The sequence below is a fragment of the Hymenobacter plasmatis genome (assembly GCF_020711255.1).
Lineage (GTDB): Bacteria > Bacteroidota > Bacteroidia > Cytophagales > Hymenobacteraceae > Hymenobacter.
This window is the reverse complement of sequence record NZ_JAJFAW010000038.1, coordinates 1-25,520: the sequence shown is the minus strand read 5'-3', so window position 1 is coordinate 25,520 and position 25,520 is coordinate 1. Positions and strand designations below refer to the sequence as shown.

Here is a 25,520-nt window from a genome sequence, read left to right as displayed (position 1 = left end):
CTTAAAGGCTCAACACTTTTTTTTACTCTATTTCTTGCGCCATCGTTTTGCTTTCGTACCTTTGCGGTCCCCAAAGCGCCTTTCTGCCGCGGGGAAACGGCAACATAGCTCAGTTGGTAGAGCACAGCACTGAAAATGCTGGTGTCGTTGGTTCGATTCCAACTGTTGCCACGAAAAACGCCTTTAGCACTTCGCTAGAGGCGTTTTTTCTTTTCCGGGCGTTGGTGGCGCTTGTTTAGGACAATGTTGGGGAGAATATTGAGAACAGTGTAGAGACGCAACACTTTGCGTCTCGGCGTCCGCGCCGTTCGGGTTTCGTTCTAACGCAAGTCGTTCAACGCTCAGACGCGAAGTGTCGCGTCTCTACACTGTTCTGGGGGCTGTGAATGCCAGCTCAATTTGCTGCGCGGCGAAGCTTACTGGACCAACACCCGGCCCAGCACAGGCCGACCTTGGGCATTGGTGGCCCGGAGCGTGTACAGGCCCGGAGCCAAGCCCAGCACCGACACTTGGGCGTCGGCTGAAATGGTAATTTCGCGGGCCACGCGGCCCAGGGCGTCGAGCAGCTGCACCCGAGTGCCCGCTGGCTGGCCCGGCACCCGGATGTAGGTAGAAGCCGGGTTTGGGCTGATGGTGAAAAGACGGCTGCCCGCCGCTGCGGCAGATAGGGCAGTGGTAGGGGTGAAGACCGTAGCCGAACTGCCCGTGCCGCCCGCCGTGCGCACGCTTACCGGCCCGGCGGTGGCCCCTGTCGGTGCCACGGCCGTGAGCCGCGTGGTCGACTGCACGGCAAAGCTGGCAGCCGGCGTGCCATTGAACAGTACCGCCGTGACGCTCACAAAGCCCGACCCTGTGACCGTGACGGTTTGGCCCGGCGCGCCGCTGCTCGGGGCCAGCGCCGTGATGGCGAGCGGCCCCGATTCGTAAATCTTGGCCAGGAAAACATTGCTAAAAATCGCGTTCCCGGCCAGGGTGGTGCTGCCAAAGGTGGCCGGGCCCCAATAGATGCCCAGCACGCCGATTCCGCCATAGGGGTCGAGGATGAGGGCGGTACCGCTTTCGTCGCCGGTGCCGCTGGTGCCCAGGGCCCACTGCCACGCCCCGGCGGCATCGAGCTTGGCCAGGAAGGCATCCGACTGGCTGGCCGCGCTGGTGTTGGCCAGCGTGAGGGGGCCAAATTGCGCGCTGCGGCTCAGGAATTCGCCCGTAATCACCACCTCATCGGCGGCGGTGAGGGCCAGAGCCATGGCCGCCTCGGCATCGGGGCCGCCGGCTTGCGTGGCCCAGCGCCATGCCCCGGCGGCGTCCAGGGCGGCCACAAAAACGTCGAGGGTGTTGGCCGTGCCGGAGTTGGTGAGGGAGGTAGGGCCGAAGGCCGTGGTGCCATTGCCAAAGCCGCCCGTTATATAAGCCCGGCCCGTGGCGTCTACCGCGATGCCGGCAGCGCGGTCGTAGCTGGTGCCCCCGGCGCGGGTGGCCCACTGCCAAGTGCCGGCCGGCGTGAGCTTGGCCACGAAGAGGTCGGAGGTGGCGGGGGTGGTGCCTGGGCTGGGGTTGGCGTTGGATAAGACGGTGCTGCCGAAGGCGATGGTGGGGCTGGTGAACGCGCCGCACACGTAGGCATTGCCGGCGGCATCCAGGGCCACGCCGCCCATTTCCTCGGCTCCCGTGCCGCCAATGGCGGTAACGCCCAGCCACGCGCCAGTGGCGCTGAGGCGGGCCACAAACAGATCGGGCGTGAAACTGACCGAGGACGCTTTGGTGAGCTGCACGGCCCCAAACGTAGCCGTGGGGCTATCGAACCCGCCCGCCAGGACGAGGGTGCCATTGGCGTCAATGGCCAGGTCGGTGCCGTAATCGTCGCCGGAGCCGCCCGCGTGGGTGGCCCACAGCCAGTGGCCGGCCCCGTCGAGCTTGGCCACAAACGCGTCGCTGTACCAGGTGGCGCCCGGCTGGCCCACCGCATTGGGCAGGGTGATGGTGCCGAACGTAGCTTCCGTGGCGTGGCTGCCCGAAATGTACACGTTGCCGCTGGCGTCGAGTACCAGCCCATTGGCGCGGTCGTCGGAGTCGCCGCCGGCGCTCACGGCCCACAGGTTATTGCCGAAGGCATCGTACTTGGCCACGAACAAATCGAAGTGGCTGGCACGGCTGGTAAATGTCTGACCCCCAATAGTAAGCGTGCCTGCAAATGTGCCCGTGATGTACACGTTGCCTTGCGCATCCGTGGCGGTGGCGCCTGCGTAGCTTTCGCCACCCTGGGTTAGGCCTACGGAGATAGCTGAACTGAAAAAAGGCGCGGCCTGCTGGGCTGCAACGGGCCCAACGACCCAGCACAGGGCCAGCAGAGCCAACAGCCGGAAGGTACCGGCGGAACGAAGTAAAGGTAGCTGCATGGGAATGGAAAGAAGGAAAGATAGAAGCGGGTAGCGCGCCCTGTGCTGCTTAGACTGCATAGGCACCGGCCAGGGTGGCCCACCAGGGCCAGGGTGGCCAACAGGGGCTCCACTTTTTCGGGTTTCACTGGGTTGGGCTATCAGTGGTGGGGTCGGGGCAGGTCACGAAGGGAGGTAGAAATTGGGCGGGAAGATAGAGGGTGCCGCGTATGGTTGGGCTGGGGGTGAGGCTCCCCGCCAAGGCCTTGTCTCCCGAAATATTGAATTATAACTTAGTTTCGGCCGGCACTTATAGTGCTGGTGGCTGGCCGATTAAATATTGCCCTTACCCGAATCAGTAAAAGTCACTCTTGCCTACTTCTACAGCCATGCGCTTTGTACTGATTATGGCGCTGCTTTTGGGCGGCCTGTTCGCGTGGCCTGCCCAAGCCCAGACCGTGGTGGGCGACACGGCCCGGCACGCGGCGCTGCAGGCTGCCCCGCTCACCGGAGCCCGGCTGGATAGCGCGCTGGCCGTGCACGACGTGTTTAAAGCCGGACGCTCTTCGGCAAGGGCTTTTATTATTGGAGGACTGCTATTTGTACCGGCCGCAGCCGTTATCACGGCATTAATCCGCGGCCCCTGGGCGAGTTCCGAGCCAGATAACACGGGCATAATAGTAGCTGGCGCGGTGGCCGCAACAGGGGTGGCGTTCGGCGCCTCCGCTATAGGCCATTTCAGCCGTGCCAAGGAAAGAGCCGTGCTGGCGGCATACCGGCAGGGCCAGCCGCTGCCGGCTTCCATCCGCAAGCAACTGCAGGCTAGGCTTCTGAAAAAGTAAGCCGGTTGCAGAAGCAGTAATGGCCCCCACTGGCCCCCATGTAGAGTTGGACTAAAATTCCACGATAAACCCAATGGTGGGCACCACCAGCGCATCGTTGTCGGCCAGCAGGATGGCACAGCGTTGCGGCCGTCGGGGCGCAGGGGCTGGCCGTCGGTGGTGGTGTAGGAGGTGTTGTCGGGGGTGCGCTCGAAGGTGTAGGTGGGCGGCGAGGCCGGCTTGGTAAGCAGGGCGTTCTGCACGTCGATGTAGAAGTCGAAGCTCAGGCGGCGCAGGCTGATTTTCTTGTCGAGGCGCAGGTCAAGCTGCTGGAAACCGCTGAGGCGGCGCGTGTTGAGCTGGCTATAGTCGAGAATGCCCGTGCCCACGGCCTGGTAGCTGGCGCGGCTAGCCTCGTCGTCGTAGGGCGTGTAGGGCGAGCCGCCGCCCACCCGGTACTTGGCGCCCAGCTCCCAACCGCGGCCCAACTGGTAGCCCAACAAGGCCGAGCCCAGGAAGCGCGTATCCCAGGCCGAAGGCTTGTACAGGCCATCTTGCCCGTTGAACTCCGACCGGAAGCCTGTGAGCGAGACGATAGCGAACAGCTTGCCACTGAGTTTCTGCTGGAAAAAAGCCTCCACCCCGTAGGTGCGGCCTCGGCCGGTGCTGGTCACGGCCTCGTTGCCGATGGCGTTGAAATCGCCGCCCAGGTTGGCCAAGCTGATGCCGTCGCGCACCGACACCGGGTAGTAAGAGTACTTCTTGTAAAAGCCCTCCAGCGTAAAGCGAGTGGCGGCACCCGGCAGCCACTCCAGCCCGGCCACCACGTGGTCGGACCGGATGTAGCGGCTACCGGCATTCACCCGATTGCCGGCCTCGTCGCGGAAGCCCAGAATGGTGCTGGGCGGGATTTTGAAGTAGCGGCCCAGCGAGGCGTTCAGGTTCAGGGTAGGGCGCAGGGCGTACGACACCGAGGCCCGCGGCGAGAGCGTGCGGTCGAGCCGGTAGCCCGCCAGCAGGGCCGTGGTGCCATCGGCCCGCAGGCCCGCCGACACGGTCAGGCGGCTGTCGGCGCCGTAGGTGCGCGTGGCCTGGGCAAAAGCGCCGTATCGCAAAAAGTCCAGGTCGGTTTGGAAGCGGACCGTGACGGCGGGGCTGATGAGCACGCCGCGGGAGTCGCGCACTTCCGACCGGATGCGGTTAATCAGGTTGTTGTCGTAGTGCTGCAGCTGGCCCACCACGCCGTAGCTGTACTGCCAGCGGCCCACGCGCTTGTTCACGTCGGCGCGCAGCTTGTTTTCGGTTTCGTGGGTACGGGCGCCCAGCTTGCGGCGGCTTTCGTCGCCGAGGTAGCCGTACTCAAACGCGTCGGCGTTGCTGCTTTGCTGGGTGCGGCTCAGGGCCACATTCACGAAGCCGTTGTCGACGAGGTGGCGCAGGTTTAGCCCAACCGTGTAGTTCCACTGGTCGATGGTGGGGTTGGAGCGGAGCACGTATTCTTTGGAGGGCGAGCTTTTTTTGGGCGGCACGATTTCGAAGTGGTCGATGGCGCCCAGGCCCAGGCTGGTGAGCGTGGTTTTCTCCGAAAGCTTGGTGGTGGTCTTGAACTGGAAGTCGTAGAAATCAGGCCGGATGGGCAGGTCAATCAGCTTGAACAACACCTGCAGGTAGCTGCGCCGGGCCGAGGCCAGAAAGGTGGTATTGGAGGTCAGCGGCCCCTCCAACGTGGCCGCCACTTCGGTACCGGAGGTGCGCAGGTTGCCCTGAATGCGCTCGGAGTTGCCGTCGCGCTGCCGGAACTGCAGCACCGAGCTCAGGGCGTTGTCGTAGCGGGCCTGAAAGGCCGAACTGCTCAGCGTGACGTCTTCGATAAAGCTGACGTTGAGGATGCCCGCGGGCCCGCCGGCGCTGCCCTGCGTGGGAAAGTGGTTGATGACGGGCACCTCAATGCCGTCGAGGTAGTACACGTTTTCGTTGGGCGCCCCGCCCCGGATGATGATGTCGTTGCGGAAGCCGGCCGTGCCGCCGCTGCCCCCGCCGCCCACGCCGGGCAGGCTTTGCACCACCCGGGATATGTCGAAGTTGCCGCCGGGGTTGCTCTTGATTTCTTCGGTGGTGAGGCGCTGCACGCTGAGGGGCGTTTCGGCCGTGGCCACGCGTATGGCGCGGTTGGCGGTCACCGTCACTTCTCCCAGGGCCTGGGGCACGGCGTTCAGCTCCAGGTTCAGGGTGTTCACGTTGCCGCTGCTCAGGCTGATGTTGGAGCGCACGAGCGGGTCGTAGCCCACGAAGGTGGCGCGCAGGTTGTAGGCCCCAGCCGGCACGCCGGTGATGCGGTAGCGCCCTTCGGCATCGGTGGCCGTCCCGAACGCCGTTCCCTCCAGCGTAATGCTCACGCCGGGCAGCACCTCCTGGGTGGCCCGGTCGCGCACAGTGCCGGCCACGGTGCCAACGCTTTGGGCATAGGTATAAAAGCTGGAGAGCAGGAAGCAGGCGAGCAGGGTATAAAGGCGCATACAGCAGCAAGTAGCAAGCTGGGCAAATGTTTTTGGGTGGGGAGAGGGGCTGGGGGAGGTTCCCTTACGCCGCACAACCTGTCCCTCCAGAAATATTCAACACCATGCAATCCGCAGGCAGAAGCAGGCGCGTAGGTGGGTCATCATTTAAAACATCCAACCATTTATTTATTCAGATGAAAAAGACTTTTTTCTCCCTCGCCATTGCAGTCCTCTTGAGCACTGCTGTTACCACTAACGTTTCGGCTCAAGGCAAGAAAATGGCCGGTACTGTGATGGTGGGCGGTGCTGCCATGTACCCCACGAAAAACATCGTGGAAAACGCCGTTAACTCGAAAGACCACACCACCTTGGTAGCCGCTGTTAAAGCCGCTGGCCTGGTAGAAACCCTGCAAAGCGCCGGCCCTTTCACGGTGTTCGCACCCACCAACGAGGCATTCAACAAGCTGCCCGCCGGCACGGTTGAAACGCTGGTGAAGCCCGAGAACAAGGCCACCCTCACCAAAATCCTGACCTACCACGTGGTGGCCGGTCGCATGACCTCGGCTGACCTGATGAAGGCCATCAAAGCCGGTAAAGGCACTGCTACCCTCAAAACTGTGAGCGGCGGCACCCTGACGGCCATGGCGAAAGGCAAAACCATTGAGCTGAAAGACGAGAAAGGCGGCGTGTCGACCGTAACCATTGCCGACGTGCTGCAGAGCAACGGCGTGATTCACGTTGTAAACACCGTGCTGCTGCCCCAGTAAGGCTTTTCTGAGCTAGGAAGCACAACTTGAACAACCGCCGTGGGCTTCGTGCTCGCGGCGGTTGTTTGCGTTTGGGGGTTAAGGCAGAACGACCAACTCCCCTGCTTGGTAAGGAGGGGATGTTCAGCCGCAAGGCTGAACGGGGGTGGTTGGATTCGTTGAACGATAGGCGAACGATTCCTACGCGAGCCGTTTAACGCCCACAACCACCCCAGCTCAACTTGGCAGTTGAGCGTCCCCTCCTTGGTAAGGAGGGGAGTCGTCGTTCTTTCGCCCTTGCCTCTGTGGGGGCCTTATGGGCAGCTTTCCTCGGCGGTGCGAGCGTACTCGTAGCCCAACCGCAGGGCCCGGCGGTAGAATTCGCAGGCGGCGCGCTTGTTGCCGGTTTGGGCGGCCAGGCGGCCGAGCAGGAAGTGGGTGCGGCCGTCGCGGGGGCGGGCTTGCAGCACCTGGAAGTATTCGGCGCGGGCTTCGTCGTAGCGGCCCAGGGCGGTGTAGGCCAGGCCGCGTATCTGTACGTAGGCCCACGGCGTGGGCGCATTGGCCCGCTGGCGCTGCGCGATGCCGTGGCTCAGGTCGGCCAGGGCTAATCCGGGCAGGTTGAGGTCGAGCAGGCGGGCTTTGCCCCGGGCCAGGTAAGCGGCGCTCAGGGCCGTGTCGAGGCTTATTGCGCGGGTGTAGCTGAACTCGGCAGACCGGGGCAGGCCCAGCTCCGTTTCGCAGCGCCCGAGGCGGTAGAGCATGTCGGCGGCATCGCGGCGGGGCTGGGGCTCGAGCAGGGCCGCCTGAAAATCGGCGCGGGCGGCGCGGGGGTCGTGGTTTACCAGCAGCTCCAGCTCGGCGAGGCGGCGCAGGGCGGGCGCGTAGTTGGGCCGGAAGTGCAGGGTTTCTTCCAGGAAGCTGTAGGCCGCCGCCAGCTGGCCCCGGCCGTAGGCGCGCAGGCCGTCTTCGTAGTTGCTATTGGCCGTGACGCGGTCCATGGTCACTTTCACGGCCAGCGCAAACAGCGTGATGCCCAGCAGCAGCAACACGGTCAGGCTCCAGTCGCGGCGGGTAAAGCGCGCGCGCTGGCGCGGAATGCGCTGGTAGTGCCGCTCGCGGCTGCCCGCGGGCGGGCGGGTACGCAGCGGGGCGGGCGGCGGCATGGGCACGCCGTACACGTGCTGCGTGGCGGGGCGGTGCTGCTGCTGGCGTCGGAGGTCTTCGGCGCGCCGGGCGGCCTGGGCCAGTTGAAAATCGTAGGTGGCCCGGCGGCCGGGGTCACCCAAGATGCCGTAGGCCACGGCCACTGCCTTGAATTGGTCTTCGTAGCGCACATCACCGCCGTGCTTATCGGGGTGGTAGCGCACCACCAGCTGCCGGTAGGCCCGCTTGATTTCGGCGGCGGCGGCCGTGGGAGCTACGCCAAGGACTTGATAATGATTTTGACTCACGCTGGGCACCAAACACGAAGGACGTTACAAAAGTCAGCCATGTAACGATATTTTCCGTAGAACTGGCTCAATCCGCCGGCTCTGATTTACGGTTTACGGGGCTGCCGCGATTCCTTTTCTTTCCTGTTCTTTCTCGCCACTCCAACTTCGCGCCGTATGGTTCTCGACGACGACACCTCCAAAACACCCCGCAACGACAGCCTGATTGGCAACCTCACCGGCTACCTCGATACCCGCATCGACCTGGTGCGCCTCGAAGTGCAGCAAAAGGTCTCCACGGCTTTCGTTAACTCCCTGCACGGCGCCACCCTGGCCATTCTGGGGCTGATGTTCGTGGTCTTTCTCAGCGTCTTTGCCGGCTTGGCCCTTAATTCGGCCCTCGATAGCTCTTTCTGGGGCTTCGGCATCGTGGCGGGCTTCTACCTGCTGCTCCTAGTGCTGGTGCTGGTGGGCGTAGACAAAGCCGCTTTCCAGGGCATGGCCAACAAGATGCTGAAAGACACCATTTATAAATCCGACAAACGCCAAGCTTAGCCTACCATGAGTGACTTGCAAAATCCCCTGTTCGACGAGGAAAAAGAATTTCTCGAGCGCAAAAAGCTGGAGTACGAGCGTGCCCTGCGCGGCGATGTGGACCACATCAAGGACCAGTCGGTGAAAGCAGGCAAGGTGGCCTTGGTAGGAGCCGGCCTGGCCGGTGGCATCTGGCTTATCACCAAAGCCTTTGGCGGCAAGAAGAAGCGCAAGCGCTACGCGCAAGATGATTTCGACCGCGCCGAGCACCGCTACAACGGCGAAGCCGATAATTTCGAAGGCGACGACGAGTTTGGCGGCGAGGCCGAATACTACACTGCTGGCAACGGCAAGCGCTACAAGAGCGTCCGCAATTATCGCACGGCCGCCGACTCGGCCCAGGCATTTATGGAGCAAGACCGGCAGGAGCCGGGCCACGACGCCGACGACCTGGGCTTTGGCTCCAAGGCCGTGCCGCAGCCGGAAGCATTCGGCGGCTCCACGGCCGGCGACCTGTACGACGGCTCTGCCTTCCAACCCGAGGATTTCGAGGACGACCCGTTCAAGGACCTGCCCTACGACGACAGCCGCCGCCTGCCCGCGTCCCACGCCTTCGATGACGACGAAACCGAGCCGCTAAGCAGCCGCCCGGCGCCCCGCCCCAAAAACAACATGGTGGCCGCCGTGCTGCAGTCCTTCCTCAAGTCGGACACCGGCAAGGTGCTGGTGGCCCAGGTAGCGGCCGTGGCACTGGCCATGGTAACAAAAAAAGTGAGCGAGTTTTTCCCGGCCGACAAAAATCCCGACCTTGCGACCTCCTCCGGCTACGCACCCACTGAAACCGGGTTTGCTCCCGCCACTTCGCCCGCTACTCCCGATTCCCCGGATGCGTCCACCCACACCTCTTCTATATGACGCGCTTCGCACTCGCCAGCAACAGGGCCGCAAGGCGCTGGCAGTGTTGCTCGACCCGGATAACTTAAACGAAAACAGCTTGTTGCATCTGCTGCGCCTGAGCCAGGCGCACGCGGTTGATTACTTTTTCGTGGGGGGCAGCCTGGTGCAAAGTTCGCATCAGGCTGCCCTCATTGCGTTGATTAAGGAGCACTCCGCGGTGCCGGTGCTGTTGTTTCCGAGCCACAGCTTGCACCTCGACGGCCCGGCCGATGGCGTGCTACTGCTCTCGCTCATTTCGGGCCGCAACCCCGACTTTCTCATTGGCCAGCACGTGGTGGCGGCGCCCCGCCTGCAGGCCAGCGGCCTGCAACTGCTGCCCACCGGCTACATGCTCGTCGACTCGGGCCGCCCCACCACCGCATCCTACATGAGCGGCACCTTGCCGCTGCCCCACAACAAGCCCGGCATTGCCGCCTGCACCGCCCTGGCCGGCGAGCAGCTGGGCCTGAAGTTGATGTACCTCGACGGCGGCAGCGGCGCCCAAAACCCGGTGTCGGCCGCCATGATTACGGCCGTGCGCGAGGCCGTGGCCTCGCCCCTGATTGTGGGTGGTGGGCTGAATACCGGCGAGAAGGTGTACGCTGCCCTGGCCGCCGGCGCCGACGTGGTCGTCGTGGGCAACCACATCGAAGCCGAACCCGCTTTTCTGGCCGAGGTGGCAGGCGTGGTGGCATCCTTCAACGCCGTGACGGCGGCCGTGGACACCGCCGTGGCCTCATAAGCGTGCTCCCCTACGGGGCCTGCAACGTTGAGCTGATTCTTACAATTTGGTTGAGTGGTTGCCCGCTTACCGTTGAGCTAATAGCGTGAAGATTTAGCTCAATAAGCTGGCCACTATACTACTACTACTACTACTACTACTACTAGCCTTGAAAGCGTGCTAAAACGCATGCGGCTAATTCTACTAAGTAGTTACCCCGCATCGGCGCATGTTTTTCCCTGAAAATACCGATTAATTCGCTGGAAAAGCAGCTGGTTGCGCTTTGTTGTGCGGTGTCCGGTGGTGAAATTTGCGAAGGGAAAATCATATTCCTGCCGATGAACCAGCAACCTTCTCTCTTCCTTACCGAACAGAGCCGCCAGCGAGCCGTTGCTTTCGCCCTGGCCCTCACCCGCGATACCCGTCTGGCTCCCCAGCCCTACGAGCAAATGCTCCTGGACCAGTTTGTGCGCGGAGAGATGACCATTGACCAGGTGCTGACTTCGCTGGACACCTCCGAGCCTGGCCTTCCGGTCGGTGCGTCGCATGTTGAGCCACTGAAGTAGGGGCCCATTCATTACTGCCATTGAAGGGCCAGGAGCGCCCCTCGCGCTGGGAAATGAGGCAAGAGGCTGCGCATGAAAATAATGCCCAGCTGTTTTCGGAGCTCCGCTGATAAGCGCCACCGCTAGCGAAGACTACCTTTGGAATATCGGGCCTTTGCATGCTGCAGGGGTGGAGCGCTGCGCGCTGCCTGCCATGTTCCTTTTTGCACAGCTGCTATGAATGTTTTGAAACGCAACAACGTTAACGTTTCCGGGACCGGCACGCAGCCCATGGTTTTTGTGCACGGCTTTGGCTGCAACCAGCACATGTGGCGGCTGGTGGCCCCGGCCTTCGAGAGCCGCTACCGCGTGGTGCTGCTCGATTTGGTGGGCGCCGGGCAGTCGGACCTGGCTGCCTACGACCCCGCCCGCTACACCACGCTGGAAGCCCACGCCCAGGACGTGCTGGACGTGGTGCACGCCCTCGACCTGCACGATGTCGTGCTGGTGGGCCATTCCGTGAGTGCCATGATTAGCGTGCTGGCTGCTATTCGGGAGCCGGAGCGGTTTGCCAAGCTGGTGCTCGTGACGCCCTCGCCGCGCTACCTCAACGATGTGGGCTACACCGGCGGCTTCGAGCCGGGCGACATCAAGGAGCTGCTCGACACCATGGACGACAACTACCTGGGCTGGTCGACGGCCATGACGCCCGCCATCATGGGCCACCCCGAGCGGCCCGAGCTGAGCGCGGAGTTGAACAACAGCTTCTGCAACACCGACCCCGCCATTGCCCGGCACTTTGCCCGCGTCACCTTCCTGTCGGACAACCGGGCCGACCTGCCGCGGCTGCGCACCCCAGCCCTGATTCTGCAATGCGCCGACGACGTGCTAGCCCCCCAGGTCGTGGGCACCTACCTGCATCAGCAGCTACGCCACAGCGAGCTAGTGGTGCTCGATACGTCGGGGCATTGCCCGCACCTGAGCGAGCCCCAGGCCACCATTGCGGCCATGGACCTTTTTCTGGGGGCCCGCGTATAGGCTAATTGCGCGTATACCCCACTCATGCACAAGGTCGACCATGATATTATGCCCGCACTGGACCTGCGCCTGACCGCAGAGAATCCGGATGACTTGTACGAACATGCGCCCTGTGGCTACTGCTCGTGCCTGCCCGATGGTACCTTGGTTAAGCTCAACCAAACCCTGCTGGGGTGGCTGGGCTACACGCGCCAGGAGCTGGTGGCCCGCCTCACCCTGTCGCAGCTGCTCACCGTGGGCGGGCGCCTGCACTACGAGATGCACTGCGCCCCCCTGCTGCTATTGCAAGGCCAGGTGCGGGAAGTGAGCTACTCGCTGCGCCGCCGCGATGGTAGCACCCTGCCCGTGCTGCTGAACGCCGTGCTGCAGCGCGATGCCGACGGCCAGCCCCTGGTGGTGCGCATGACCTTGTTTGACATCACCGACCGCCGCAAATACGAGCAGGAGCTGCTGCGGGCCAAGGCCAAGGCCGAAGCGCAGCGCGAGCAGCTGCGGGCCCAAAATGAGCAGCTCACCCGCATCAATGCCGACCTGGACAGCTTCGTGTACACGGCCTCGCACGATTTGAAGCAGCCGGTGCACAACCTGGCCGGGCTCTTTGAGGAGCTCCAGCGCAGTGCCACGTTTCACGACCCCGCGGCAGCCGATATGATGGGCATGGTACAAGGGGCCATGCAGCAGATTCTGAGCACTATCGAGGGCCTCACGGCCGTGGTGCAGCAGCAGCGGCAGCCGGAGCCGGGCGCGACCGAACCCGTGGAGCTGCTGGGCTTGACCGAAGAAATTATTCGCAGCCTGGCGCAGCTTCCCGCCCACGCCGAAGCCGAGTTTGCCTTGGATTTTGCGGCGGCGCCGGTGGTGCACATGTCGCGGCCGAATCTGCACAGCGTGCTCACCAACCTGCTCAGCAATGCTTTGAAGTACACCGAGCCGGGGCGCCGCCCGCGCATAACCGTGAGTACCACGCTGGTGGAAGGCAAGCCCGTGCTCAGCGTGCAGGACAACGGACGCGGGCTCAACCTGGCGCGCCACGGCGGCGAGCTGTTTCAGCTGTTTCGGCGCTTTCACCCCGAGGTGGCGGGCTCGGGCGTGGGGCTGTATCTCGTCAACCGCTTGGTGCACCAGGCCGGTGGGCGGGTAGAAGTGGCCAGTACCGTGGGCCAGGGCACTACGTTCCGCCTGTATTTACCCAAGTAGCGGCCCGTGGCCGTGGCGCTACGCCAGCCCAATTCCTTACGGACCAAACGCAAAAAACCGGAAAGCTGCTTCTGCTACATGAGAAGCGACTTTCCGGTTTTTCTATGAGTGAGCCTCTTATTGGAACCACACCACCACAACGGAACACTCGGTAAACACTCTATTATCAGCCGCTTACCCTATCGGTCGCGGCGTCCTGATTCTATTGGGGGGCGTCAGAGGGGGCGTTTTCAATTAAATGCCGCCGCACCTCGCCCCGGTCAAAGCCCAGCTGCTCGATAACTTCCCACAGCCGTTCCACCGTGATATCGGGCGCAGTAGACGCGGCGTACGAAGCGTGGGGACTGGCGTTCGGTCATACATCGCGGCTAAAAGGACTTGTCTTTTCGCCCGGCTGAGGTGCCATTCGCGCATGGCTAGGCAACCGGTCGCAGAAAGCGCGGGTCTACTAGGCCACCACCGCCCCACTGGCCGACGTGCGCGACCTGGCCCCCAAAGTGCGCCACCTGTTTCCCGAACCGGCCTACCTGGTCGGCTGTGGCGGCTCTCATATCTGGCTGCACCGCGCCAACGAGGCCGGCCGCCTGGCCTGCATCATCGACCGCTACCAGTAGCCCGGCTACTGGCTTATTGCTCACTGTTAACTGCTAACTGCCCCATGTTTACCAATCATCATCACCACGTCGGCCTGAGTCAGGAAGCCCACCGCGCCCTGCCTTTCATTTCCAACACCGACCTGACCGAAACCAAAAACCGCGCCCTGGGCCTCACCCGCCAGCCCAACCCGCAGGCCCTGGCCTTCGGCAGCCACTTCCATACCGCCGTGCTGGAGCCCGACCAGTACCAGCGTACCACCCAGCGCGTGCCCTGGCAACAGATTGAGGACCTGGCCGCCGCCGTGCGCCGCCAACGCTTCTGCCGCGACCTGCTGTACCGGGGCCAGGCCGAGCAGACCCACACCGCCACCCACGAAGCCACCGGCCTAAACGTGAAAGTGCGCCCCGACCTGATGATTACCAGTCCCAAAACGGGGCGGCGCGTGCTGCTCGATTTCAAAACCACCAGCGCCCCCGACTACGCCCACTTCGTCGCCACCATCGAGCAGTACGACTACGACCGCCAAGCCGCCTTATACTCCGACCTGCTAGGCGCGGCCCGCTTCATCATTATTGGTGTCCAGAAGAAAAGCCCGTTCGAGGTATGGCAGCTCGAAGTGACGCCAGCCCCCGGCCTCATCGAGCAGGGCCGCAAGAAATACGAGCGGCTGATGAAGGCTTTTGTCCAGCAACAGGCCCGGCCCGTCACAGCGGACCGGGCTGAGCATCTGATGGCAGCAACGTGAACATGTAGTCGGCTTCAGCTGTAAGCCGATAAATGCCGTTTTTGTGAACACACTCAGGGGGCCGCTGGGCATCCCTGGAATGAATGCAAAATCGCATTTTGGTGGCAAGCCGTAGTGTTGTACCGGTTATTCATACTTAAGGTAGTGGACACACCCGGAGCCAGTGGAGACGTTTCAGTGCCCCGCTTTGCGAGAGTTCCTCGGGCCGCGGCGTTTCAACACCGCGACTGCAGCGAGCAGTGGAGCGGCAGCACCCTTAGCGGGATGCCGCTTGAGCACAAGCAATGCACGGGGCAGTCCGGCGTGGTGGCACTGGGATAGAGGGGCCGTTCGTCGAAGCCCGGTCCGATGGCTGGGGCCGGCCCGGACCTTACTCCCGCAGCCAGCGCGTCATGGCCGGAAAGTCGGCGGCAGTGGTCAAGCCCATCCAGGCCAGCAGGGGCAGGCCGAGGAACTCGCCGCGGCGGAAGTTGTCGAGCAGCCAGGCGCTCTGGCCGTGGTAGCCGCCGGGGTGGAACACGGCCTCTGGGGGCAAGCCCAGGTGCCGGCAGGCGGCGTACGACCACAGCATCACCGCCAGTTCGTCGCCCGCGCGTTCAGGGTGGAGCGCGGTGATGTCGCCGTGCAGGGCCGCGCGCTCGGCGGCGGGCGTCACGGCCAGATGGCCGGCTTCGTGCAGCACGTCGCCGGGGTGCTGCAGGCGGGCCGGGTCGATGAGCAAACGGCCGTTGTCAATCAGCAAGCCGGGCAGAAAACCGGGGCTGCGCAAGCGGGTCTCCCGGGTTTCGAGGCCGATGTCAGCCAAAAAGGCCCGAATGGGCACCAGCAAGGAGGGGGCGGGAATGGGACGGAACAGGCGAAAAAGGAACGACACGGGCAGCGGCGCGAACAGGCCGGCCACGCGACCGGGCCCCGCAAGGTAGCGCTGCCGGCCGGGACCGGGGCCGCCAGCTTCCACGCAGTCTCTTCCTTTTCCCGGCCTTGCACCGGGATAGGCCCCACACGCGGACGGGGCCACGAGCGTGCACCCATTCCCCGCCGCGCGGCAAGAAAGCTCCCCGGCCGCGGGAAAGGGACTTGCGCACGCACAATAGAAAATCAAATTTGTAATATTTAAGCAGAGCTATTAGCTTTGAGGGCATCCCCTCTTTTTGTTAGCTCAGCATGACAAATGCAGCGCTTGACTACTGCGCCACGGCGCGCCGCAGCCTGCACCTGTTGCCCAGCATCCGCGCTTGAGGGGGCTCAATTGTGGCAAGGCCCAGGGCCCGCGCAGGGGCGCTTCGCACCCCATTTACCCGCCATAGTTTTGCCCGCCTCGGCGGCTTTGTGTCGCCCAGCCCGCGGGCTGGGCTCGGCCCGCGCGGGCCTTAGCGGCCGCCAGTGCCCGGACCGGTAAGCCGCTACTTCTTTAAACCTATTTTTTCATTTCCAACCCATTTTTCCTTTTCTTGCTTATGCGTCTATTTGCTACTTCCGAAGGCCTGGTTTCGGCCCCTGCTCCCTTTACCCCGGCCCCGGCCGACCAGGAACGCCGCGGCTGGCTAAAGAAGCTGGGCGCCGCCCTGGGCCTGGGCCTGCTGGCCGGACCCGCGCTGGCGGTGGCCCCCCGCGGCACCCGCCAAACGACAGGCGTAGACCCCCTCCTCGGCGAAATCATGCTCTGTGGCTTCAATTTCGAGGTGGAAGGCTATTTCTTCTGCGACGGGCGGCTACTGCCCATTCGGCAGTACACCGCGCTGTACGCTCTTCTGGGCACCACGTACGGCGGCGACGGCACCACCACTTTTGCCCTGCCCGACCTGCGCGGCCGCCTCCCCATGGGCCAGGGCCCGGGCCCGGGCCTGAGCCCTCATTCAATAGGCGAGAGGGCCGGCAACGAGAACGTCACGCTGACGACCGCGCAGATGCCCGCGCACAATCACCCGCTGGGCGTGTCGGGGAACCCAGCCACCACGGCCACCGCGGCGGGCAATTTCCCGGCCGCCGCCAGCGGCCAGACCAACGGGGGCGAAGGCCTGCAGCTGAACAGCTTTGGCACCACCGGGGGACAGCTCGCCAACGGGGCGACCATTGGGAACACCGGCGGCAGCCAGCCCCACAGCGTCATGAACCCCTACCTGGCGCTCAACTTCCAGATTGCTTACCAAGGCTACTTCCCCAGCCGCGCTTATTAAGCCTTCGGCACCGACCGGCCCGCGAGCGGCGCCGGCTTTTCCCACGTGGTTCATTCCCTTTACATACCTACTTCATGCAACACTTATACTCAGCCGTCCGCGGCTGGCTGCTGCCCTTGCTGGCGGTGCTGCTGCTGGGCACCGGCCCCGCCCGCGCCCAAACAGCGGCCACCAAGCTTTACTGGGTGCAGAGCAGCGGCACGGCCACCGACGACCGGTTGGTTTCGGCTAACCCCGACGGCTCGGGCCAAGCGACGCTGGCATCCGGCAACTCCACGACGACCTTTGCCAACCCCAACGCCCTGTGGGTGGACGCCGCCAACGGCGTTATCTACGTGGGCGACGGGGCCAATTCCGGCACCACCGGCATTTCGCGCTTTACCTCGGGCGGTGTCTTTGTTAATACCATCGTAGCGGGCGTTGCGGGGGTGAGCATCACGGGCTTGCACGTGGTCGGCAGCAAGCTTTACTGGGTGCAGAGCAGCGGCACGGCGAGCGACGACCGGTTGGTTTCGGCCAACCTGGACGGCTCAGGTGTGACGGTGCTGGCCTCGGGCGCAAGCAGCTTTGACAATCCGAATGCGCTGTGGGTGGACGCCGCCACTGGCGTTATTTACGTGGGCGACGGGGCCAATGCCGCCACCACCGGGATTCGCGCCTTTAACCTGTCGGGCACGTTGCTCAATACCATCGTGCCCGGGGTTTCGGGCACCGGCATCAACGCGTTGCAGGTTGCGGGCAGCAAGCTTTACTGGGTGCAGAGCAGCGGCACGGCGGCCAACGACCAATTGGCTTCGGTTAACTTGGATGGCACGAACAAGGCGGTGCTGGCCTCGGGCAATTCGGCCGCGACGTTTGCCAACCCCAATTCCTTGCGAGTTGATGTGCCCAACGGCGTTATCTACGTGGGCGACGGCGCCGCGGCGGGTTCCACCGGCATCTCGCGCTTCAGCCTGACGGGCACCTTCCTGAGCACCATCGTAGCCGGTGGTGGCCTGTTCAGCTTCAATGGTTTGGCCACGAACGAGGCGGCCGCAGTGGCCCCCACCGTGACCACCGCCGCGGCCACCACCGTCTCCGCCACCAGCGCGGTGCTGGGCGGCAACGTGACCGCCGACGGCGGCGCGACCGTGACCGACCGGGGCGTGGTGTACAGCACCACCAACACCACCCCCACCACCAGCGACACGAAAGTGCCGAATGGCACGGGCATCGGCACCTTCAGCCAGACCGTCACGGGCCTCGCGACCACCACCACCTACTACGTGCGGGCCTACGCCATCAACAGCGTCGGCACCAGCTACGGCAGCGCCGTCAGCTTCACCACCACCGCAGCCCCCATGCTGGCCAACATCGAGAGCACCAGCCTAACGTTTATCGTCGGCAGCTTTGCCACCCAAATCACCAGCGCGCTGACGGCCTCCGACGCCGACAGCCCCAACCTGACCGGGGCCACGGTTCGCTTCGCCACCGGCTTTGTTGCGAACCAAGACTTTCTCAATTTCACGAACCAGAACGGCATCAGCGGCTCGTATAATACCGGCACCGGCGTGCTTACCATGTCGGGTACGGCTTCGCTGGCCGCCTACCAGGTGGGCCTGCGCTCCATACGGTACTCGAATTCCGCGGGCGTGAACGCCACTGTCGGCGCCCGCCTGGTCACGTTCGTCGTGTCCGACGGCACCACCACTTCTAACGCGCAGTCGCGCACTATCAACGTCGTTCAGCCCACGGCGGCCCCAGCCGTGACGGCGCCGGGCAACGGCACCTACGTTACCACCACCACGCCCACCTATACGGGCGCGGCCATGGCCGGCAGCACGGTGACCGTGTACGTCGACGGCACGGCCATCGGCACGACGACGGCCGACGGCACGGGCAACTTCACGCTGGCCCAGCCCACGGCCCTGGCCCAGGGCAGCCACCCGGTCTACGCCACGGCCCAGGCCAGCGGCTCGGCCGTGAGCGCCAACTCGGCCACGAACACCTTCACCGTGGACACGGTGCAGCCCACGGTGGCCATCAGCAGCACTGCCGGGGCTTCGGGTAACAACACGACGACCACGCCGATTCCCTTCGCGGTAACTTTCTCGGAAAACGTGACCGGCTTTGTGGCCGGGGACATCACCGTGACCAACGGCACGATTTCGGGTTTCACCGCCGCTTCGGGCACGATTTATACCTTCACCGTGACGCCGACCACGGTCGGCACGGCCACGACGGTGAACGTACCGGCCAACGTGGCCCAGGACGCCGCCGGCAACCAGAACACGGGCGCCGCGGCCCCTTACTCGCTCACCTTTGTGGCGCCCACCATCACGGTGGCCCCGGCCACGCTGCCCAACGGCACGACGGGCGTGGCCTACAGCCAAACGCTGACGGCCTCGGGCGGCACGGCTCCTTACTCCTTCGCCGTCACGGCCGGCGCCCTGCCCGCGGGCCTGACGCTCTCGTCGGCGGGCACCCTTTCGGGCACGCCCACGGCGGGCGGCGGTACCTTCACCTTCACCGCGACGGCGACCGATAACTCGGCGGCCCCGGGCCCCTACAACGGCTCGCGCACCTACTCGCTGACCATCGCGCCCGCAGCGGTGACCAGCGTAACGTGGACGGGCAACGTGAGCACCGACTGGTTCACGGCCGGCAACTGGACGCCCAATACTGTGCCCACGGCCACCATCAGCGCCACCATTCCCACCGCGCCCAGCGGGGGCCGCTTTCCGGCCATCACGACCGCCTTAGCCCAAGTGCTCAACCTGTCGCTCAACAGCGGCGCGACGCTAACTCAGACCGGCGGCACGCTCATGCTGGCAGGCAACCTGACCAACAACGGCACCTTTGCGCTCAGGGGCGGCACGGTTGACCTGGGCAGCACGGCGTTGAGCAGCATTCTGGGCAGCAGCAATACCCGCTTCTTTAACCTGACGGTGGGGGCCAGCGGGGCGCAGTCGAGCACCTCGGCCAGCACCTCGGTACAACTCCTGCTCACGCTCAACGGCAACTTCACCACCAACGGCAACTCGTTCACGCTGGAGTCGAACGCCGCGAACACCGCTCTGGTGGTGAACAACAGTGGTGTCATCACCGGCAACGCCACGTTCCAGCGATACATCTCGCCCGCTACCAACCCGGGCCTAGGCTACCGCCACTACTCGGCCCCGGTGAGCAACGCAACCGTCGCCAGCCTAACCACGGCCAGCTTCACGCCCGTGGTGAACCCGAACTACAACACGTCGGCTACGCCCAATAGCGTGCAGCCCTTCCCCACGGTGTACTACTACGACCAGGCCCGCCTGGCCACGTCCACCAACAGCCTGGCACCCTTCGACAAGGGCTGGAAGTCGCCCAGCGCGCTGACCGACCCGCTGACCGTAGGTAAAGGCTACACCGTGAACCTGACCGCCGGCCAGACCCTGGCCGTGACCGGCCCGCAGAACAACGGCAGCGTGACGCAATCGCTGTCCCGCACTACGACGTTCGCACCGGATGCTGGCTGGCAACTGCTGGGTAACCCCTTCCCGAGCCCGCTGGACTACTCGCTGGTAGCCCCCTTCGACCGCATCGGCCTCGACCAAGCTATCTACATCTGGGCCAGCAACAGCCAGTACAACGGCAGCTACCGCGCTTACGTGAACGGCGTGGGCGGCGACCCCATCCTGGCCCAGGGCCAGGGCTTCTTCGCCCGGGTATCCACTGGCCAGACCAGCGGCACGCTTAGCCTGCGCAACTCGCACCGGGTAACGAGCTACCAGAACCCGGTGTATCAGCGCGGCACTGCCAACCGCCCGCTGGTGCAGCTGGACCTGCAAGGCGCCACCCAGGCCGACCCCCTGTACGTGTACTTCGAAAACGGTGCCACGGTCGGGGTTGACCCTGAGTTTGACGCCGTGAAGCTGCCCAACTCCACCGGCCTGAACCTAGCCGCCTGGGCTGGCAACGACCAGCTGGCCATCAATGGCTTGCCGCTGACCTCGACGGCTTCGGTGACGGTGCCGCTGTTTATTGGCCTGCCTGTGACGGGTACCTACACGCTGCACGCGGCGCAGGTGCTCAATTTCGGCACCGGCGAGCAGCCCTTCTTGCGCGACTTGCAGCTGGGCACGCTCACCGACCTGAGCCTGCACCCCGACTACACCTTCACCATGAACGCGGCCAACACCACCCCGCGCTTCGAGCTGGTGTTTGGCGCCCGGGTGCTGGGCGTGGCTTCGGCCAAGCTGGCGGCCCAGGTGGGCGTGTACCCCAACCCGGCCACTACCACGGTCTTCGTAGAGCTGCCGGCCGCGTTGGGCCGCGTGGCCGTGGCCGCCGAGCTGGTGGACGCCCTGGGCCGCACGGTGCGCACCCAGTCGCTGCCCGCCCAGGGCGCGGCCGCCCACCGCCTCGACCTGGCCAACCTGGCCACGGGCCTCTACACCCTGCACCTGGCCACGACGGCCGGCGTGGTGGTGAAGAAGCTCGTGGTGGAGTAAGCCGGCCGTGTGGGGGCCGCCCGTGCCACACGGGCGGCCCCAACCGGCGCTGTCATTTTTCGTCTTTTATTAGAATATCTAGAATCTCATGCTTAAAAATCTTTTCCTCGCTTCGGCCCTGCTGCTGGCTTTCGGAGCGCAGGCCCAGCCCGGTTCGGGCGGCCCCGCCCCGGACAAGGTCCCCGACCCAACGGCCGTGCCCCTCGACGGGGGCGCTTCGCTGCTGCTGGCCGGCGGAATCGGCTACGCCGTGCGCCGCTTGCGCCAGCGCCGCCCGCGCTAACCGCCCCGCCGTTGGGCACACAATAAAACACCCTCGCCGTGCCAACAGCGAGGGTGTTTTATTGTGTGCCCAACGGCGGCAAGTGCCACATCTTCCTGTTTCTAAAAAGTTACCAGCAGACGCGCACCCGGTGTCAGCGAGCCATCACCAGCTTGGTCAAGCTAAAGAAACTCGTCTACGAATACCCGTTTACGGAATGCGTGAAGATGATAAGTTCGGTAAACGCTTTTGGGCCGCGGCGTCAGGGGCCGAGAGAAAATAAGGCTTGCCCTCAGGCTACAGCTTGCCCACCATCTTTCTCCAGCAAAAACGAAAACCGGCTCAGGTGATGGTCGCGCAGGTTGGCCATCCACCGCGCCGCTGCTTCCGGACTGTCCATTTCCGATGCCGGCAGCGGAAACATCGGCAACACTTCACTATTGACTCCAAGCTCCATTCGCAGCCCATACCCGCCCATTTGGGGCGACAGCACTACTTCAAACTTGCACCCGCGCTGCTCATAGGCGCCGCAATACTCGGTGATGGATTCTGCATCCGGGATAAAATGGGGCATATCAAAGAAAGAAAAAAGGGTAGAAGGAAAAGGCCAGCCAACTGCCAGCCCGGAAAAATTAGTTAACCATCATCAGGTCCTCCAGCCGCGTCGTGTAGGCTGGTGTGCGCCAGGCCGCTTGCCCCTTCCAGGGTACCGGCCCGCCACCTTTCGGCCCCAGCGCCGCTGCCAGCTGCACGGTCCCGCGCCCGAAACGCGCATTAAGGCCATCCAGCGCCGCCATCATCTGCGCGCTTCGGCCCTCCACCGCAGCCCCCGCCACTAATGGCGCAGCCTCCCCGAAAAGCCCCAGCTGCTGGCAGTCCGGCGCTTCCAGCCCGGCCATCACCACGCCTGCTTTCACATACACCGCCCCCGGCTCCCACAGCCGGCCCAGCAGCTGCGCGGCCCGCGCGGTCAGCTCCCGCGTGTCGCTGGTGGGCACGGGCAGCGTCAGCACCGCCGAGCGCGAATGCCTGCCCTCATCCGGCCCAAACCGGCTTTTGCTGATAAACACCGTGAGAACGTGCGCTAAGTCACCCTGCCGCCGCAGCTTTTCCGCCGCCCGCGCCACGAACGCCGACAGCGCCCCCAGCACCGACGCCCGCTCCCGCAACGGCCGGCCGAATGTGCGCGAGCAGCTGATGCTTTGCCGGCGCAGCGTCCCGTCCTCGCTCGGAGCCAGCCCGGAGCAGGGGTAGCCCTGCAGCTCGCGCACCAACCGCGCCCCCACGACCCCGCCCAGGAACTTTCGCGCCCAGGCCTCCGACACGCGGGCCAAGTCGGCGGCCGAGTCGATGCCCGCCGCCGTCAGCTTGTGCGCGTACTGCCGCCCCACGCCCCACACGTCGCCCACCGGCACCTGCCCCAGCGCCCACGTTCGCCGCTGCGCCGTATCCAGGTACAACACCCCGCCCAGGCCGGCATCTTTCTTCGCCAGCCGGTTCGCCAGCTTGGCCAGCGTCTTGGTCGGGGCCACGCCCACACACACCGGGATGCCCGAGCGCGCTTTCACGCCCACCCGCAGCCGTTGCGCCAGGTCGGTCAGGTTGCCCAGGTACGGCGTTAAATGCTGCTCCAGGCCGCCCAAATCCAGAAAGGCCTCATCAATGGAATAGATTTCCACGCCCGGCACCGTCGCTCCCAGGTAATGCATCACGCGCCGCGACATATCCCCGTACAGCGTGTAGTTCGAGCTGAACACCTGGACCTGCTCGCGCTTCAACTGCTCCTTCACCTGAAAATACGGCTCGCCCATTTTAAGGCCCAACGCCTTTGCCTCCGCCGACCTTGAAATAATACAACCGTCGTTGTTACTCAAAACCACCACCGGCCGCCCTTCCAACCGGGGCTGAAACACCCGCTCACAACTCACATAGAAGTTGTTGCAATCTACCAGGCCGAACATTCCTAGTCGCGGCTGTGCAGCAGCGCCGTTAGCTTGCCCGGCAGCAGCTCATGTACCACGTGCGTCACCACTCCCCAAATGTGCAATTCCTCCCCCGTCCGAATCTGGTAGGGCTTAAACGCTGGATTCGCCGGTACCAGCCACCACGATTCCCCCCGGCGCTCCAATCGTTTCACCGTGCAGTCGCCTTCCACCACCGCCACCACGATGTGCCCATGGTCGGCTTCCAGGTGTTTATCAACCGCCAGCAGGTCGCCCGCGTGAATCTCGGCCCCACTCATCGACTCCCCCGCGACCCGCACCAAATACGTAGCGTCCGGATGCCGGAAAAGCAGGCTATTGAGGTCGAAAAGTCCTTCCAGCTCATCGGTGGCCGGCGAGGGAAAGCCCGCCGGCACCCGGTAGCTGAACACCGGCAAGTAGGCCGTCATCGGTGCTTCAAGCACCGGAATTAGCAGTACGTCGTGCATAAGGAGATTAGGATAGATGGAACCCCCAAATAAACGACTACTAATTTCATTAGTTTATGCCATAGCTAATAATATTGGCAATGTGTGCTGACGCTCAAGGCAAAAACTTTTCTATGATGCGTGTAAGGTCTTGATAACATAGCTGTATTAAAGTTGATGAAAGATGTAGTAAATCTGGTGGCCAAGGTTGCTTGGCCACCAGGTGCTATCTAAATTGGCAGCCTTTTGCCCTTTGCTGCTTTGCTTATTCTTATGATGGCATCTAAAAACGCAACCTGTTCCGCGTCCTAAGACCAAAAGGCCCGCACGAACCGGTGCCCTCAATTAAGGAAGTCGGAAAGCTTGCAGCCGTCGCAGCCATCAGCCCAGCACCATCAAAAAAGGCCAGCTCCCAAAACGGGAGCTGGCCTTCTTCATTCTACCGGCAAGTGCCGCGGGTACACATCAAAAAGGCGAATGCTGGTTATGGCGTGAGTGCCCGATAAGCTCAGCCGAATCGACCTGTTTCAATTCGGAATCAAGCTATACAGTAAAATGCTTGCCACGGGGGAGCTAATAAATAATTAGTTAATTCATAGTTAATCTTGTAAATTTAATAACAAACCTAAACCTTATGAAGCAATGGCCACCACCGACCCCATCCCCCCCGCCACTGCGGTTCCCTTGGAATCGCGCCCCCGTTTTCTTGCGGCCAGTAGGACCGCCGCGCCCGCCGCCCGCCGCGTAGGGCGAAGCGAAGAAATCCGCCCCGAGCGAGCCACCCCGCCCCGCCCGGCCCCTGCAGTAGCCCCGCGCATGAGAAGCGCGTTGTTGCTCGCTCTGGTCGTAAGCCTCGGCACGCTCCTCGCGGCCTGTAAAAAGGACTCCACCGACCCTGTGGTGCCCGAAGAACCAACCACCATCGTGGTGGTGACCCCGTCCGACATGAAGGGGTGGGCCAAGCAAGTGACGGGCACGGCCCCGGCCACCGTGGAGCTGGTGACGGGACCGGCCACGCCCGTACTGGGCAAGGGCAGCGCTCGGTTTGCAACGGCGGCGAACCACAACCACACTTTTTCGTTCTCCCGGCTCCGGAACACGCAGTACGCGGGCACATTATTATCCGACATCACCAAGCTAACGTTCTCTACTTACGTGGAACGAAGAGACAGCTCGGTTGATATTCCGTTCCTGGTATTACACGTGGACACCAACGGCGATGGCCAGCCCGATGACATCGTAAACTTTACGCCGTACTACCAAACCGGGAAGTTTCTCGTGCCGGGTGTCTTGGACCAATGGGTGAGTAAGACGAATTCCTGGCAAACCTGGGACGCGTTGCACGGCGGCTGGTTCATCTTAGACAATACCAGCGACGCCGCCTCCATTCTGAGCGACCCCGACCACAATGGCAAGCTGATTACGCTCGCCTCCTACATCGCCCTGCACCCCACGGCCACCATTCAAAACCTGCCCAACGGCCCCGGCGGCATTCGGATGGGAGTAGGGGGTCCGATTTTTGGCAATCATTTTATCGGGTACATCGACCAGTATACCATTGGCATCAAGGGGAAAAACACGACGTATGATTTTGAAAATTAATTGGTTAAGTAATACAAGGCCGGCGGCGCCCACCTGTGCCTTTCCTCCATTTCCCTTTAACTCCTGATGCCATGAAAAAGCTGTTGATTGCTCTGCCACTCGTTGCCCTCTCCCTAGGGTCGTGCACGAAAATGGACCCCACCGAAGGAACCCCCCTCCAGGCCACGGCGGGCACGGCCGACGGCCACGCCACGCCCAAGCACGCGGTGCCATTCAAGGGCGATTTTGTCACTAGCGCAAACCCCGTTGCCAACATCATAGGCGACCCGACGGGGACCGTGCGGCTTGTGGTGACCGGAACGGGGCAAGCCTCGCACCTGGGAAAAGCGAGTTACTGAGGTGGTCTAGCTAAGCCGGACAGAAATGGGACGTTGTTTGAAGGTGGGTTTCGAAGTGGTTGGGCGATTGGTA

20 protein-coding genes and 1 tRNA gene are annotated in these 25,520 nt (G+C 63.5%); 13 read left to right on the top strand and 8 right to left on the bottom strand.

The window, feature by feature from the left end; translation table 11 throughout:
* Positions 1 to 98: 98 nt before the first annotated feature.
* Positions 99 to 171, top strand: a tRNA-Phe gene (locus tag LJ738_RS20170).
* A gap of 245 nt (positions 172 to 416) precedes the next feature.
* On the opposite strand, the gene LJ738_RS20165 is transcribed toward LJ738_RS20170, so the two are convergent.
* Together LJ738_RS20165 and LJ738_RS20160 are read right to left on the bottom strand one after the other, a co-directional pair.
* Complete coding sequence (locus LJ738_RS20165) at positions 417 to 2,396, bottom strand: IPT/TIG domain-containing protein (RefSeq protein ID WP_227788156.1); 1,980 nt, start codon at positions 2,394 to 2,396, stop codon at positions 417 to 419.
* A gap of 334 nt (positions 2,397 to 2,730) precedes the next feature.
* Complete coding sequence (locus LJ738_RS20160) at positions 2,731 to 5,712, bottom strand: TonB-dependent receptor (protein WP_227788155.1); 2,982 nt, start codon at positions 5,710 to 5,712, stop codon at positions 2,731 to 2,733.
* 176 nt (positions 5,713 to 5,888) lie between these two features.
* Here LJ738_RS20160 and LJ738_RS20155 point away from each other — a divergent pair, with 176 nt between their 5' ends.
* Positions 5,889 to 6,461, top strand: coding sequence for a fasciclin domain-containing protein (locus tag LJ738_RS20155; RefSeq protein ID WP_227788154.1), 573 nt, complete (start codon positions 5,889 to 5,891; stop codon positions 6,459 to 6,461).
* Positions 6,462 to 6,754: 293 nt separating this feature from the next.
* Here the strand turns inward: LJ738_RS20155 and LJ738_RS20150 are convergent, their stop codons facing one another.
* The gene (locus LJ738_RS20150) at positions 6,755 to 7,894 is read right to left on the bottom strand and encodes a DnaJ domain-containing protein (protein ID WP_227788153.1); all 1,140 of its coding nucleotides are present in this window, start codon (positions 7,892 to 7,894) and stop codon (positions 6,755 to 6,757) included.
* A 156-nt stretch (positions 7,895 to 8,050) separates the two neighbouring features.
* Between LJ738_RS20150 and LJ738_RS20145 the strand changes: the two genes are divergently transcribed.
* The 3 genes from LJ738_RS20145 to LJ738_RS20135 are packed head-to-tail and all read left to right on the top strand — an operon-like array spanning position 8,051 to position 10,085.
* Entirely contained in the window at positions 8,051 to 8,428 is a 378-nt protein-coding gene (locus LJ738_RS20145) for a phage holin family protein (RefSeq protein ID WP_227788152.1), read from the top strand.
* Positions 8,429 to 8,434: 6 nt separating this feature from the next.
* A complete protein-coding gene (locus tag LJ738_RS20140; RefSeq protein ID WP_227788151.1) occupies positions 8,435 to 9,322 on the top strand; it encodes a hypothetical protein in 888 nt (295 codons plus the stop codon).
* Positions 9,294 to 10,085 carry a geranylgeranylglyceryl/heptaprenylglyceryl phosphate synthase gene (locus LJ738_RS20135; RefSeq protein ID WP_227788150.1) on the top strand — a complete coding sequence of 264 codons (792 nt, stop codon included), beginning with the start codon at positions 9,294 to 9,296 and terminating at the stop codon, positions 10,083 to 10,085. Before LJ738_RS20140 ends, LJ738_RS20135 begins: the two co-directional genes overlap by 29 nt.
* Before the next feature lie 191 nt (positions 10,086 to 10,276).
* On the opposite strand, the gene LJ738_RS20130 is transcribed toward LJ738_RS20135, so the two are convergent.
* The gene (locus LJ738_RS20130; protein WP_227788149.1) at positions 10,277 to 10,612 is read right to left on the bottom strand and encodes a hypothetical protein; all 336 of its coding nucleotides are present in this window, start codon (positions 10,610 to 10,612) and stop codon (positions 10,277 to 10,279) included.
* A 234-nt stretch (positions 10,613 to 10,846) separates the two neighbouring features.
* Between LJ738_RS20130 and LJ738_RS20125 the strand changes: the two genes are divergently transcribed.
* The 4 genes from LJ738_RS20125 to LJ738_RS20110 all read left to right on the top strand — a co-directional run bounded on the left by LJ738_RS20125 (position 10,847) and on the right by LJ738_RS20110 (position 14,186).
* Entirely contained in the window at positions 10,847 to 11,647 is an 801-nt protein-coding gene (locus tag LJ738_RS20125; RefSeq protein ID WP_227788148.1) for an alpha/beta fold hydrolase, read from the top strand.
* A gap of 24 nt (positions 11,648 to 11,671) precedes the next feature.
* The gene (locus LJ738_RS20120; RefSeq protein ID WP_227788147.1) at positions 11,672 to 12,844 is read left to right on the top strand and encodes a sensor histidine kinase; all 1,173 of its coding nucleotides are present in this window, start codon (positions 11,672 to 11,674) and stop codon (positions 12,842 to 12,844) included.
* Between the two features lie 476 nt (positions 12,845 to 13,320).
* Positions 13,321 to 13,458: a hypothetical protein gene (locus tag LJ738_RS20115; RefSeq protein WP_227788146.1), complete on the top strand. Its 138-nt coding sequence runs from the start codon at positions 13,321 to 13,323 to the stop codon at positions 13,456 to 13,458.
* 44 nt (positions 13,459 to 13,502) lie between these two features.
* The gene (locus LJ738_RS20110; protein ID WP_227788145.1) at positions 13,503 to 14,186 is read left to right on the top strand and encodes a PD-(D/E)XK nuclease-like domain-containing protein; all 684 of its coding nucleotides are present in this window, start codon (positions 13,503 to 13,505) and stop codon (positions 14,184 to 14,186) included.
* Positions 14,187 to 14,556: 370 nt separating this feature from the next.
* On the opposite strand, the gene LJ738_RS20105 is transcribed toward LJ738_RS20110, so the two are convergent.
* On the bottom strand, positions 14,557 to 15,144 hold the full coding sequence (locus LJ738_RS20105) for a hypothetical protein (protein ID WP_227788144.1): 588 nt from the start codon (positions 15,142 to 15,144) through the stop codon (positions 14,557 to 14,559).
* Positions 15,145 to 15,643: 499 nt separating this feature from the next.
* Here LJ738_RS20105 and LJ738_RS20100 point away from each other — a divergent pair, with 499 nt between their 5' ends.
* The 3 genes from LJ738_RS20100 (at position 15,644) to LJ738_RS20090 (ending at position 21,118) form a co-directional block, all read left to right on the top strand.
* Entirely contained in the window at positions 15,644 to 16,363 is a 720-nt protein-coding gene (locus tag LJ738_RS20100) for a phage tail protein (RefSeq protein WP_227788143.1), read from the top strand.
* Positions 16,364 to 16,437: 74 nt separating this feature from the next.
* Positions 16,438 to 20,835 carry a T9SS type A sorting domain-containing protein gene (locus tag LJ738_RS20095; RefSeq protein ID WP_227788142.1) on the top strand — a complete coding sequence of 1,466 codons (4,398 nt, stop codon included), beginning with the start codon at positions 16,438 to 16,440 and terminating at the stop codon, positions 20,833 to 20,835.
* Between the two features lie 88 nt (positions 20,836 to 20,923).
* The gene (locus tag LJ738_RS20090) at positions 20,924 to 21,118 is read left to right on the top strand and encodes a PID-CTERM protein-sorting domain-containing protein (protein WP_227788141.1); all 195 of its coding nucleotides are present in this window, start codon (positions 20,924 to 20,926) and stop codon (positions 21,116 to 21,118) included.
* Between the two features lie 271 nt (positions 21,119 to 21,389).
* Here LJ738_RS20090 and LJ738_RS20085 read toward each other — a convergent pair whose 3' ends face one another.
* Genes LJ738_RS20085 through LJ738_RS20075 form a run of 3 tightly spaced genes read right to left on the bottom strand, consistent with a single transcriptional unit; the run spans position 21,390 to position 23,528 of the window.
* Complete coding sequence (locus LJ738_RS20085) at positions 21,390 to 21,671, bottom strand: hypothetical protein (protein ID WP_227788140.1); 282 nt, start codon at positions 21,669 to 21,671, stop codon at positions 21,390 to 21,392.
* A gap of 58 nt (positions 21,672 to 21,729) precedes the next feature.
* Positions 21,730 to 23,058, bottom strand: a complete 1,329-nt coding sequence (locus LJ738_RS20080; protein WP_227788139.1) for a Y-family DNA polymerase — start codon at positions 23,056 to 23,058, stop codon at positions 21,730 to 21,732.
* A 2-nt stretch (positions 23,059 to 23,060) separates the two neighbouring features.
* A complete protein-coding gene (locus tag LJ738_RS20075; RefSeq protein WP_227788138.1) occupies positions 23,061 to 23,528 on the bottom strand; it encodes a LexA family protein in 468 nt (155 codons plus the stop codon).
* Positions 23,529 to 24,149: 621 nt separating this feature from the next.
* Here LJ738_RS20075 and LJ738_RS20070 point away from each other — a divergent pair.
* Positions 24,150 to 25,109 (top strand): hypothetical protein, encoded by a 960-nt coding sequence (locus LJ738_RS20070; protein ID WP_227788137.1) that lies wholly within the window; start codon positions 24,150 to 24,152, stop codon positions 25,107 to 25,109.
* The last annotated feature ends 411 nt before the right edge of the window (positions 25,110 to 25,520 follow it).

Bases quoted from the DNA above. Each gene is read 5' to 3' on its own strand.
- LJ738_RS20165 (WP_227788156.1), bottom strand. From the start codon at position 2,396: ATGCAGCTACCTTTACTTCGTTCCGCCGGTACCTTCCGGCTGTTGGCT.
- LJ738_RS20160 (WP_227788155.1), bottom strand. From the start codon at position 5,712: ATGCGCCTTTATACCCTGCTCGCCTGCTTCCTGCTCTCCAGCTTTTAT.
- LJ738_RS20155 (WP_227788154.1), top strand. From the start codon at position 5,889: ATGAAAAAGACTTTTTTCTCCCTCGCCATTGCAGTCCTCTTGAGCACT.
- LJ738_RS20145 (WP_227788152.1), top strand. From the start codon at position 8,051: ATGGTTCTCGACGACGACACCTCCAAAACACCCCGCAACGACAGCCTG.
- LJ738_RS20140 (WP_227788151.1), top strand. From the start codon at position 8,435: ATGAGTGACTTGCAAAATCCCCTGTTCGACGAGGAAAAAGAATTTCTC.
- LJ738_RS20135 (WP_227788150.1), top strand. From the start codon at position 9,294: ATGCGTCCACCCACACCTCTTCTATATGACGCGCTTCGCACTCGCCAG.
- LJ738_RS20130 (WP_227788149.1), bottom strand. From the start codon at position 10,612: ATGCGACGCACCGACCGGAAGGCCAGGCTCGGAGGTGTCCAGCGAAGT.
- LJ738_RS20125 (WP_227788148.1), top strand. From the start codon at position 10,847: ATGAATGTTTTGAAACGCAACAACGTTAACGTTTCCGGGACCGGCACG.
- LJ738_RS20120 (WP_227788147.1), top strand. From the start codon at position 11,672: ATGCACAAGGTCGACCATGATATTATGCCCGCACTGGACCTGCGCCTG.
- LJ738_RS20110 (WP_227788145.1), top strand. From the start codon at position 13,503: ATGTTTACCAATCATCATCACCACGTCGGCCTGAGTCAGGAAGCCCAC.
- LJ738_RS20100 (WP_227788143.1), top strand. From the start codon at position 15,644: ATGCGTCTATTTGCTACTTCCGAAGGCCTGGTTTCGGCCCCTGCTCCC.
- LJ738_RS20095 (WP_227788142.1), top strand. From the start codon at position 16,438: ATGCAACACTTATACTCAGCCGTCCGCGGCTGGCTGCTGCCCTTGCTG.
- LJ738_RS20090 (WP_227788141.1), top strand. From the start codon at position 20,924: ATGCTTAAAAATCTTTTCCTCGCTTCGGCCCTGCTGCTGGCTTTCGGA.
- LJ738_RS20085 (WP_227788140.1), bottom strand. From the start codon at position 21,671: ATGCCCCATTTTATCCCGGATGCAGAATCCATCACCGAGTATTGCGGC.
- LJ738_RS20080 (WP_227788139.1), bottom strand. From the start codon at position 23,058: ATGTTCGGCCTGGTAGATTGCAACAACTTCTATGTGAGTTGTGAGCGG.
- LJ738_RS20075 (WP_227788138.1), bottom strand. From the start codon at position 23,528: ATGCACGACGTACTGCTAATTCCGGTGCTTGAAGCACCGATGACGGCC.
- LJ738_RS20070 (WP_227788137.1), top strand. From the start codon at position 24,150: ATGGCCACCACCGACCCCATCCCCCCCGCCACTGCGGTTCCCTTGGAA.